At 57.3% G+C, this 11,880-nt stretch carries 6 protein-coding genes; 1 reads left to right on the forward strand and 5 read right to left on the reverse strand.

What is annotated here, in order from left to right:
* The 4 genes from B3187_RS09560 to B3187_RS09575 form a co-directional block, all read right to left on the reverse strand.
* Positions 1-1,865: RICIN domain-containing protein (locus B3187_RS09560; RefSeq protein WP_286806035.1), on the reverse strand; the 1,865-nt coding region annotated here is incomplete at its 3' end.
* Between the two features lie 178 nt (positions 1,866-2,043).
* Positions 2,044-3,981, reverse strand: coding sequence for a glycoside hydrolase family 97 protein (locus B3187_RS09565; protein ID WP_286806037.1), 1,938 nt, complete (start codon positions 3,979-3,981; stop codon positions 2,044-2,046).
* Positions 3,982-3,990: 9 nt separating this feature from the next.
* Positions 3,991-5,049, reverse strand: a complete 1,059-nt coding sequence (locus B3187_RS09570; RefSeq protein ID WP_286806039.1) for an aldose epimerase family protein — start codon at positions 5,047-5,049, stop codon at positions 3,991-3,993.
* Between the two features lie 156 nt (positions 5,050-5,205).
* Positions 5,206-8,013 carry a TonB-dependent receptor gene (locus tag B3187_RS09575; RefSeq protein WP_286806041.1) on the reverse strand — a complete coding sequence of 936 codons (2,808 nt, stop codon included), beginning with the start codon at positions 8,011-8,013 and terminating at the stop codon, positions 5,206-5,208.
* A 490-nt stretch (positions 8,014-8,503) separates the two neighbouring features.
* On the opposite strand from B3187_RS09575, the gene B3187_RS09580 reads away from it, so the two are divergent.
* Positions 8,504-9,169, forward strand: a complete 666-nt coding sequence (locus B3187_RS09580; RefSeq protein WP_286806043.1) for an SDR family oxidoreductase — start codon at positions 8,504-8,506, stop codon at positions 9,167-9,169.
* A gap of 245 nt (positions 9,170-9,414) precedes the next feature.
* Here the strand turns inward: B3187_RS09580 and B3187_RS09585 are convergent, their stop codons facing one another.
* Positions 9,415-11,802, reverse strand: coding sequence for a glycoside hydrolase family 127 protein (locus tag B3187_RS09585; protein ID WP_286806044.1), 2,388 nt, complete (start codon positions 11,800-11,802; stop codon positions 9,415-9,417).
* Positions 11,803-11,880 lie beyond the last annotated feature (78 nt).

The raw sequence follows: 11,880 nt of genomic DNA on the forward strand, positions 1-11,880 counted from the left end.
CAGTTCGCCGCACGCAGATGGAAGCGCTGGCAGCGGTTTTCCAGGTCGGGGCCGAGGGCCAGATTGGTACCATCGGCCAGGCCGCAGTTGGCCACATCCACCACCTCAGTGGTATAGCGGTTCACCAGGCTGACTGCACCACCCTCGAGGAACTTGATGCCCCACTGGCTGGTTTTGGAGCCGCACTCATCCACTTCCAGATTGGCACCGGGAACGACCGCTTCGTCAGTCACCGCCAGACACTGATCATCGGCACTGCTCGGGCTCAGCTCAAAGTAACCGGAATCGGTGGGCTTGAACCGCCACTTCTGGTGGTCGCCATAGGTCCAGGCGTGCTGCTCGACGTTGGCATCATCGCCGGCGACGCTGACCACACGACCGCTCTGCTCACTGATGATGGCCACTTCATTCATCGGTTGCAGGCGCCACTGCTTGCATACGCTGTCTTCACTCTGCTGCAGAACCGACTGATTTTCATTGGCCGAACAACCGGCGACCGCCAGCGGCTTGCCAGTAGCCCGGTTGGTGATCACGCTGTGGCCACCATCACCCGTCTCAAGGCTCCATTCCTGGCAGGCGTTGTTGCGCCAGGCGGCCTGCTGTACCCGAGCATTGTCGCCGGTGCTGCAGTTTTCCACTTCCAGAAACTTGCTGTCGTGGTTGTTGGCGATACGGAAATAACCATCGGTGACCGGGTCAATGACCCACTGACCGTTGTTGGGGTTACAGGCCGCCTGGCGGGTGCGGTTGTCTTCCGGTGCGGTGGCGATATCCAGGCACAGGTCGGTGGTGGCATTCACGATCTGGAAGTGCTGCCCCTGAATACGGGTTACCAGCGGACCATTTTCACCCGAGGGGCGCTGTACCGGCTGACCTTCGGGAATGGGCTCTCCAAAATTCGGGGTGCCATCCTCGTTCCAGGTGAACTTCTGGGCGCGCAGGGAGCGAGTGGAGCTGCAACCGTGCTCAACGGAGGAATTACCGTGATACACCAGCCAGTCTTCGGTGCCGTCCGGCGAGGGGAAGAAGCCGTTGTGACCGGGGCCGTAGACGCCATTGCCGCGCTGGAACACTGGCTCCGGATACTGCTTCCAGTGATCCGCGTTGAGGGGGTTATCGCCCACCAACTCGAGCATACCCAGCTTGTAGTCCGGGGTATTGCAGTAGCTGGCAGAATAGATCATGAAGGTACGGCCATTGCGCTGAAGAATCTGCGCCGCCTCGGTCACCTTACGGCCGCTGATTTCCCAGTCCAGCTCGGGGCGGGTAATAACGGTCTTGGGGGAACCTTCCTTCAGGGTCCAGGGGTTTTCCATTTCGGTGATCAGGTTCAACTGTTCGTCACCGTGCCACTGGGAGTACAGCAGGTACAGTTTGCCGTCTTGCTTGAGGTAGGTACCATCGATGTTCCACTGGTCAGGCATGATCGGCGCCTTGTACTCGTAGGGGCCCATGGGGTCGTCTCCCACACTCTCAAGCACGTTCAGGTGCTGGTGATCCAGAGTGCCGTCCTGACCAGCGGTGTACATGACGTACCAGCGATAGCCGTTGGGGCCCTTCAGACGGTGAAACTCAAACGCCCAGAAGTTGGCGTTGCGTTTCGGGTCGGTATCGGACCAGATGTTGACCGGGGTTGCATCCGCCAGGCCCGCCAGGGTCGGAGACTTGCGCATCACCAGCTCAGCGGTCCAGGTGGTGGTGGTCAGGTAGTAGTTACCGTCCCAGTATTCCAGCCAGGGGTCCGCGCCATTGGGGAACAGCGGGTTGGTAAAGGTCCCATCGCGCTCGGCGGTGGAGGATGAATTGGAGTCGCCCTGAGTGGCGCAGCCGGCCAGGGTGGCCAGTGCCAGAGCGATCAGAGCCATCGATCGGCTCCAACCAGTAATAACGTGTTTCATTGTGCACCTCTTATTTGACGGACCGGTATTAGTGACGGGGTACACTAGCGCCGGCTCTCTCCTGCCAACCCGGCCCGGCAGTGCCGGGCGGGATGAAGCACACAGTTTATACTATAATAATTTATACTACCAATAGCGGAAAAACCTACTCGAAAACCGCCACGAACCCACCGGCGGGTGCCAGGGTCAGCTCAAGCGGGCCGGCTTCCACGGCGCGTTGCTCAAAGGATCGGGGCTCGTTCCCGTCCGTGATCAGGGTGCCTTCCGCACCGCCAATAAAGGACAGGTCCAATTCCAGAGACTTCGGCTCGCTATCGCCGTTGAGACCGGCAATATACCAGCGCTCGCCAGAGCGCCGGGCAAAAACCGCATGCTTACCCGGATAGCCCGTCAGCAGGCGGGACTCGTCCCACACTACGGGAAGATCACGCAAAAACGCCCTGACATACTCGGGCACCTTCGCCATGCCGTCCGGCGTCTCCACGATGTGCGTCTGCCCGGACACGAAGACCACCGGCATCGCCAATTGCATGCCGTTTCGGCTCTTGCGGGTCACCTTTGGATTGTGCAGATGATTGAAGGCCGTGGGCGTATAGTCCATGGGGTCAAACACGTTGCGGGCAAAGGGCAGCATGGCCGCGTGGCTGGGTTCTTTATCGGCGGTTTCCTGAAAGAACGTCACCATCTCCATGCCGTGTACCGACTCCATGGTCATCATGTTCGGGAAAGTCCGCTGAATGCCGCGCGGCAGGGTGGAGCCGTGATGGTTGACCATCAGCTCGAAGTCGGCGGCATCCTTCAGCATGTCCCGATAGTAGGCCATGGCGGACTGTCCGTCGCCGGGGAAGAAGTCCACTTTGACACCACGCACACCCATTGCCTGCAGACGGGCGAACTCCGCGCGCCGGGATTCCCGGGTCAACAGCTTGTCTCGCGGGGTATAGGGCGCGGTATTCCAGTCTCCAGCGGAGTTGTACCAGAGAATCAACCCCACCTCTTTGGACGCGGCATAGTCCACCAGCTCCTGCATGCGCTCGTAGCCGATGTTCTGGTCCCAGTTCACATCCACGAGGGTGTATTCCCAGTCCATGTCAGCCGCGTAGTCGATGTACCACTTCTGAATGTCGTAGGTGATCGATTCATCCTTGAGCAGCCCCCAGCTCCAACTGGCCATCCCCGGCTCAACAAAGTCGGCGTCTGCAATCACCGAGGGTTCCGCCAGATCGGTGCCCATGGTGGAGGCGGTAATATCGGCCAGGCTACCGACCGTAATGGTGCGCCAGGGCGAGTGAAAGGCGCCGGTGTCATGGGCGAGTCGCTCGCCCCCGCTGAACACCTCCCCTTCCATCGGCAGGCCAATTCGGTATTCCCCTTCCGGTGACTCTGGCTGAAGGCGGGAGGCGTGAAAATTGCCCTGCATCCCGACTTCACTCAGCAACACCCAGTCGCCATTGCTGTGAAACAGGGCGGGGAAAACCCAGCCGGCTTCCGTGGGAGACTCGGTGCCTACCGGTATTTCCATTTCGTAATGTTCTTCGTACGCCGGGTTGGTGCCTTCGAAGCCGGTGTTGACCACCTGCATGCGCTGCATCCAGGCTTTGGCCGACGCAGGAAAATCGAACGAGGTGATTTCCCGCTCAAAACGCTTGGCGCCCTCACCGGGAAATTCGTAGCGAAAGGCCACGCCGTCATCGGAGGCGCGCAGACGAATCACCAGGGGCTCACCCTCGGCGTTGGCAAAACGCAGCGTCTGCTCGTTGGCCTGATAGTGAATGTCGAGCTGTTTGCCCTGGTGCATTTCATAGTGGTCTTCCACCAGTGCCGGCTCGGATGCGCTCGTCAGAGACAGACCTTGTTCAAAAGCGGCATTCTGTAAACGGATGCCCAGGTCCGACGGCTCGAGCACGGCTCGCTCGTCGTGAAAGACCTGGTATTCCGCCGCACCCTGGGCGTTCAGCGAAACACTGACCCGGACGCTGCCATCCGGACTGTTCAATGCAACGTCAGAGTTCTGTGGCAGTGCAACACAACCAGCAACCAACAATCCCCCAAACACACCGGATAACTGTATAAGGTTTTTCATTCTCAAGCCTCACGAGGAAACAGAAAAACGGAAGCTCATCCGGGTGTGGTAGGTGTCTCCCGGACGCACAATCGTGGACGGGAAACGGTCCTGATTGGGCGAATCAGGAAAATGCTGCGGTTCGACGCAGAAGGCGCCGTGACGGATCTGTTTTTGACCCTTCCCTTCCACCGAACCGTCAAGAAAATTGCCGGTGTACAGCTGGAAACACGGCTCTTCCGTCCAGACCTCCAACACACGCCCGGAAACCGGCTCTTCGGCCCGCGCGGCAAGCACCTCACCCTGCCCACCCTGACGGTCGACGACAAAATTATGATCATAGCCACCGTTGGCGCGCTTTAGCTGAATGTCATCCGCGTCAATTTCCGCCCCAATGGTTTTGGGCTTACGGAAGTCGAAGGCCGTACCGGCCACCTCAACCAGAGGCCCTTCCGGTATCAATTTGTCACTGACCGGGGTGTACTTTGACGCGTTCAGGGTAAGCTGATGGTCGCGCACGGTGCCCTTACCCGCCAGATTGAAATAGCTGTGCTGAGTCAGGTTGACCGGGGTCGCCTTGTCCGTGGTAGCACGGTAGTCGGTAATCAATTGATTGTCATCGGTCAGCCAATACTCCACGGTGACGGACAAGTTGCCCGGATACCCCTGATCGCCATCGGGACTGACCAGGCTCAGGCGGACGCCGGCACCACGGTCATCCTCAAACGGTTCGGCATCCCAGAGTTTTTTGTCAAAACCCTCAACCCCGCCATGCAGATGGTTCTCACCATCGTTCTGATCCAGGCGATACTCAACGCCGTCCAGCTCAAACTGGCCGCCCGCGATACGGTTGCCAAAGCGGCCAATCAGCGCCCCGAAATACGGGGAATCCGTCAGATAAGGGGCAAGTTCATCAAACCCCACAACCACGTCGGCAACATTGCCGTTCCGGTCCGGCGCGAACAGGTGGGTAATGATGCCGCCGTAGTTGATCAGGCGGACTTCCATCCCCTTGCTATTGCGCAAAATGAATTGAGTGACCTCACGGCCATCGGGAAGACTTTCGAACGGGGCGGATTGAACGGGCATAGATCAGATTCCTCTGAATGGGTAAAAGTCGGCGGTCAAAGGTGAATGGTATAACAGCAGGCGGCCGGGAGGCCAGACACAAAAAAAAGGCCAACCCCGGAGGGTTGGCCAAGTTCGGTTTGAACGGTACGCAACCTTGATGGTTGCTCGCGCTCCTTAGAAGGAGTAGCGAGCGCCCAGGGCAAAGGTGCGGCTGATCTGCCAGTTACCGAAGGTATGCAGATCACTGTTGCCGTAACGGCTCTGGTAAACCTCATCAGTCAGGTTGGTTGCATCAAAAGTCAGCACCAACTCATCGGTTGCGTTGTAGCTGAACTGGAAGTCCAGAGAGCTCTGCGGGTCGCGGTACACGCCCAGCGGGTTGGCGAACAAAGCGGCCTCATTGTTGTTGAGGAAGTCTTCACGCCATACATAAGCCAGACGGGCGTCAAAAGTATCGCGCTCGTAAGCCACCGCTACGCTGTAGGAGGTGTCAGACACACCAAACATCGGACCCACTTCGTAGCTGGTCACTTCACCTTCGCTGTTAGTAACCGGGTTAACCTGCTCCGAATCCAGGAAGGTGAAACTGGACTGGACACCCAGACCGTCCCAGTAGCCTTCGAGGTTCTCGGGGAAGTAGTTGAACCCGATTTCCACACCTGACAGCTCACCATCTGAAGCATTATCCGGCTGAGACAGAATGAAAGTATCTGTTTCATAACCTTCAATCTGGCGGTTCACTCGGTTACGGAAACCAACAACCAGGCCTTCGATGTCGCGCTGGAACAGAGTTACGTAGGCATTGCTGGCATCACCGAAGTACCACTCCAGAGACAAGTCGTAGTTCTGGGAAGTGGTCGGCTGCAAGTCGGCGTTGCCGCCAGTCGCAGTACCATAACCAATGTTGGTGATATCGTCGAAGTAGTTGATGGTCGGATTCAGGTCCCCAAATCCGGGCATACGCAGCGTTTCACCGTAGTTAAAGCGCGCGATCAGCTCATCAGTAAGGTTGTAGCGCAGAGACAAGAAGCTCAGAAGCTCCTGGTTGTCTGTGCTGCCCTCGGTTTCAGAGAAGTCCACCTGATCGGTAAAGACGGTATCGGTGGTCACATCAACGTAGCGGAGGCCAACCTGACCATCGAGACGCTTACCAGCGATTTCGGTCTCAAACTCCGCATCGACGTACAGTGCGGTGTTGGTCTCCTCGATGGCAAACTCTTCCAGCAGCGGATCATTGGCATCCAGACCGTAGAGACCAGTGAAGTAATCACGGTTTGCCTTAAGGTAAGGGCCATCAACCACCGCCCAAGTGCGAGGCACGTCCAGCGCATCCATAAAGCCACTGTTGATGTACGCAATGCCATCATCTTCATAAGTAGAGAACTGGCAGTTAGCCGCATCGCCAGTGGTGTTTACGACATCACAAGGTGCAGCGTCCTGAGTACGTGCGTACTCGGTGGCATCGCGCACGTCGTGACGGATACCAAAATCGATCTTCTTGAAGAACGCGCCGTCAGTGAAGTACTCGGCATCGGCGGTAAAGGTAACTGCAGAACCCTCGTTGCGCTCTCCACTATCGTACATTTCCGCCATGGCGAACTGGGAAATGTCGCTTTGATCGCCTTCATCAACATCCGGAGTGGCCGGGTTGTCCCGGAACTCAATGCTCGGGTTATTGCTGAAGTTGGCGTAGGTTTCATAGCGAACATTGGTGCTGCGCATCGCAATGAAGCTGGACTCAAACTCACTGTCCTGGTACACCAGTTCAGACTTCAGGTTGAGCTTATCGGTCAGCTCCCAGTCACCGCCCAGAGCGTAAACATAAGAGTCGGTTTTTCCGGTTGAGTAGTCACCGCTACCAAAGGTGAAACCATCACGAATGGTACGCTCTTTGATGACGTTGGTTCCTTCATACAGCTCAAAGGTATCAGTCACGTCATCGCTCAACCCACCAAGGCTGCCCCACCAATCTACAAAGGCAAAGTTTAATGAGTTGAAACCTTCGTTACGGTAACCATTGTAGAACGCTTCAAAGGTGTACTCGCTACGGTCATTCGGCGCGAACTGAAAAGACACATTGGCAGCGGGGCGTTCACGCTCGCCGGTGAAGTCCGACATGAACATCGCGTCACGGGAAATGTAGTATTCTGCAGGATCACCGTTTATATCCAATGTTGACCCCTGCGCGGTCGGCAAGCCATTCTCTAAACCAGCGGTCCAAATTGGATTTTCCTGCACGCCAGGACGAGTCGGAAAAATACGCTGTAGATCTACATAACGCTGATCTACAACATTACCGTTCGCATCAAGGATGTTTGGGTCATCTGGAAGATCTCGACCTTGGGCAATAAATGGTATTTGAGCCCCCGGCGTAGTGGACTGGTCACGATATTTGGTTTCACTATAGGACACGTTAACAAGTGCACCAAACTCCCCCGCTGCGGTATCCCACCGATCGCTGAAAAGCGCACTGATGGTCGGGTTCACTTCTTCAGCTTCTTCCAAGTAAATGCCACGAGCAGAAACCGATACGCGAGAGCCGTCGAAATCAAACGGACGGAAGGTGTGCACGTCAATCTGGCCGGCAATACCGTTTTCGTAGGTTTCCGCTGAGCGGTTCTTGACCACATCAACTCGTGAAACCAGAGTAGAGGGGATATCCGCCAGCGCAACAGCACGGCCAGAAGCTGTGAAGATGGTACGACCGTTTACCGTGGTGCTCACATCAGTAAGACCGCGGATACTGACCACGTTGGTTTCACCACCGGCACGATCCGTAACCTGAACACCAGCTACACGCTGGAGAGACTCAACCACGTTGTTATCCGGCAGCTTACCGATATCTTCTGCCACGATGGAGTCCATGACATCCATGGATTCGCGTTTGATATCAATGGCTTTGTTCAAGCTTGCACGAATACCGGTAACAACGACTTCTTCTAGCAGAGGCTCGTCTTGGGTGTCTTGGGCTTGAGCCAGCATGGGCAGGCCAGCCAGGGCGATGGACGCAGCGATACTGCGGCTTAGTAGGGAACGCTTAAACATAATTGCAACTCTCCTGCGGGTTTCATAGTCGCACCTGAGAACTGCCGATATGGTCCGGCTCGCTCCCAAGTACTGGTTATTTTTAATAACGGAGCAAAACAATACTATCGTATGACAATAAGCCTAGCAACCCTTTTATCATACATTTATCGCTCTATTTTGGGGCATTTAAGGCAAATACTTTTGATATACCACAGATAATTTATCCTCGGACCCCATATAACGCATATTTCATCATAATATATATGATAATTAAGGTGGGGTTCAGGTCATGTCCGCTCAAACATATCCCTCCAGGTCGCCATTTTGGCATCCAGCCTTCCTATATATATGTTAAATAGAACCATCAACCTCCCTCCTCGGGGTTGAAACCCGGTATTTACCCCCCATCCCTTCATTTCCCACTCAAAAAACGGAGGTTCTCCCAATGAGCAAGACTGTGGTAATCACCGGCGCCAACCGCGGTATTGGCCTGTCCTTTGTGAAACGGTTTATTGCCCGGGGGGACAAGGTGTACGCCGCCTGTCGCCAGGCTTCGGATGCCCTGGCCAACAGCGGGGCCACTATTATTGATGGGGTGGATGTGGCCGACCCCAAAGGCGTCGAGACGCTGGTCGCGGCCCTTGAAGGGGTATCGATCGACCTTTTGATCAACAACGCCGGTATCCTGCGGGACGAACAGTTGGGGCGTTTGAACGTCGACAGTATCCGGGACCAGTTCGAAACCAATGCGCTGGCACCGCTTTTGGTGACCAATGCCCTGCACAAGCAGTTGGCCAAGGGCGGCAAGGTCGCATTGATCACCAGCCGGATGGGGTCCATCGCGGACAATACCAGCGGCGGTCGCTACGGTTACCGGATGTCCAAGGCGGCGTTAAACGCGGCGGGCAAGTCGCTGGCGGAAGATCTGAAGAAACAGGAGGTGGCGGTAGCCATCTTGCACCCCGGTCTGGTGGGCACCGAAATGATTGGTGGTCACGGGGATATCACGCCGGATGAGGCTGCCCAGCGGTTGGTGCAGCGGATTGATGAGCTGAGTCTGGAAAATACCGGGACCTTTTGGCATTCGAATGGGCAGGTGTTGCCTTGGTAGGTTCGCTCCGGTTTAAGTCGGTGGATGACGGGGCTTCGCCCCTTATCCACCCTACGGGAGCCAATGTGTGAACGATGGATGCATGGGTTGGGTAACGGCGGATGCGGCCGTTGGCCTCCGATGCGTCGGACCGATCCGCCCTGCGCAGCTTGGGAGATTCGGGGCGTGGTAACGGCGGATGCGCGCTTCGCGCTTATCCGCCCTACGCATACACTGGGAAGCCGCATCCGCCGTTACCGAAGCCTTCAAGGTTTATCGCGCAGCAGGCGGACGCCGTAGATGCCGCCGGCTATGGAGCCGGGCTTGGCTTCGAATTTGAGGGTCAGTACGCCCTCTTCGGCTTCACGGACCCACGCCACTGGCAGCTCGTAGTCCACATGATAGAAATCCGCGCCCTTCCCTTCCGGTAAGGTCACTTCGGCCAATGTCTGGCCATTGATCAGAATATCGAATGAGCGACCGGCATCGCCCCCGAAGTAGGTGATGCGTAAGAACTTGGCTTGGCGCTGGGGATCGCGCAGCTCGTAGCTGAACCAACCGGACGCGTGGCGCCAGTGGCGCCCGAGATGAACGCCCGCCTCGGTATTCTCACCCTTGAAGAAGTGGTCCGACTCCGGCTGTTGCTCTCCCGGTGCCACTGCATCAATGGTCAGCGCGTCCAACGCCAGGCGCTCCCGCTCGGCTTTCATCCGCGCTTCGCTCTGGTCGCCATTGGCCTGGGGCCAGTAGATGGTGTAGCGGCTGTCGTGCACGCGATAGAAGGGTATCAGATCCACGCTGTCCTGGTCGGCCACGTCCAGCCCGGCGCTGGCACGGAAGATCATCGGCTGACCCGGTACCGGCGACAACTGTTCCAGAAACGCCTCTGGCTCGCTGACCATCACCGGTGTCGCCTCGGGTGGGCAGAGAGCGCCATCGGCGATATGTCCCATGCGGCTGTCATCGCTGAGGAAGTTCAGTTTCTCATTTTGAATCACATCGGTTTTGGCGGCTAACACGATGGGGCCATGAAGTACGGCGTAATAATCCGAACCGTCCGGCAGCTGCTCCAACCGGGTGGTCATGGGCAGGGTAACCCGGACTTTATCGCCCGCCTGCCAGTTCCGTTCGATGCTGACATACTCACCGGGAGAGGCCTTGGTCTCTACACGTTCACCATTGATGGACACCTCCAGCGCACCGGGCTCAACCCAGACGGGATAGCGCAACTTCAGGGCAAAACGGCCCTCGCCTTTTTCCAGCGTCAGCTCGGTCACGTCGGTATCGGGGAAGGCGGTTTCTTGGGCCAGGGTGATACCGGCCTGCTCCCAGGTCAGACGGGACGGGATGAAAAGATTGACGTAGAGATCCCGATCGTTGTGGGCGTAAATCAGTTCGCCGTATTTGAAGTGGTTTTCAATCCCCGAACCGACACAACACCACATGGCCTGTTCCGGCTGGGAGTACATCCGGTAGTGCCCCGGACGCATCGGCGTGAAATACACCAGGCCGCCGTGATCCGGGTGCTGACTGGACAGGATGTGGTTGTACAGTGCCCGCTCGTAGTAGTCGATGTATTCCAGCTCGGCGGCATCGTCGTACAGCAGCCTGGAGAGCTTGAGCATGTTGTAGGTGTTACAGGTTTCCGGCCCTTCCCGATCGCTGACCATGGAGCTGAAATCATCGGTCGGATGGAAGTGCTCACGCACGCTGTTGCCACCGATGGCCACGGAACGTTCGTACACCACCGTACGCCAGAAGTAATCCGCCGCCTCAGACCATTCCGGGTCGCCCGATACTTCGGCGACTCGCTGGTAGCCCACCACTTTCGGGATCTGGGTGTTGGCGTGCAGACCATTCAGTTCATCCTGATGTTGCAGCAGCGGGTCCAGAATCTGCTCATGGGAAAACTGTTTCGCCAGACGCAGGTATTTTTCTTCCCCGGTAATGTCCGCCAGGTCGGCAAACACTTCGTTCATGCCGCCGTGTTCACTGCGTAACATAGCCTGAATCTGCTCATCACTCAGACCGTCCACCAGGTCGATGGTCCAGTCCGACAACTCAATCAGCATGTCCAACGCCTGTTCGCGGCCCGCAATCAGATACGCATCGCGCAAGCCGGCGTAGACCTTGTGCACGTTGTACCAGGGCACCCACTTGCCATTCAGTGCGAACAGGTCGGCGTCAATCTCGCCCCGCTCAATTTCTTCCCACAAGGCTTTGCTGCCCGGCACACCGCCGAGGTAACCATTGCCATTGGCCTGCTGGGCGCGCTGAAGTTCGTCCAGCATATAATCCAGGCGACGCAGGGCTTCACCATCGCCCGTGGATGCGTAGGCTAGCGCCAACGACGTCAGGTAGTGACCACCTATGTGGCCATCCAACCCGGAGCCTTCCCAGTTGCCGTAGGTGCTTTTTTTCGGCTCCAGCCCCGCTTCGCGCAGGTAGGGCGCGAGCAGTCGGTCCGGGTCCATGGCGTAAACGTACCGCAGGTTGGTCTGTTCGGCGCGCTTGAAAGGGCTGCCGTCGAGCAGGCGGACCTGGGTGAGCGGGAAGGTGTCGACGCCGGTTTGTTGCGGTTCGGCCCGATCGGTGGTTTGGGTGCAGCCGAGGGCGAAGGTGGCAGTCAGTAGGGCTGGGAGGATTTTTTTCATGGTGGTTGCCAGTCGTTGGTCTGGTGTTTTTCGGGGAGGTGACGGGGGATGCGGAGAGTTGGGTTACGGCGGATGCGG

Origin of the sequence: Marinimicrobium sp. UBA4209 (genome assembly GCF_002381585.1) — a bacterium.
GTDB lineage: Bacteria > Pseudomonadota > Gammaproteobacteria > Pseudomonadales > Cellvibrionaceae > Marinimicrobium > Marinimicrobium koreense.

Coding starts and splice junctions, on each gene's coding strand:
- B3187_RS09565 (WP_286806037.1), bottom strand. CDS start 3,981: ATGAAAAACCTTATACAGTTATCCGGTGTGTTTGGGGGATTGTTGGTT.
- B3187_RS09585 (WP_286806044.1), bottom strand. CDS start 11,802: ATGAAAAAAATCCTCCCAGCCCTACTGACTGCCACCTTCGCCCTCGGC.
- B3187_RS09580 (WP_286806043.1), top strand. CDS start 8,504: ATGAGCAAGACTGTGGTAATCACCGGCGCCAACCGCGGTATTGGCCTG.
- B3187_RS09570 (WP_286806039.1), bottom strand. CDS start 5,049: ATGCCCGTTCAATCCGCCCCGTTCGAAAGTCTTCCCGATGGCCGTGAG.
- B3187_RS09575 (WP_286806041.1), bottom strand. CDS start 8,013: ATGCTGGCTCAAGCCCAAGACACCCAAGACGAGCCTCTGCTAGAAGAA.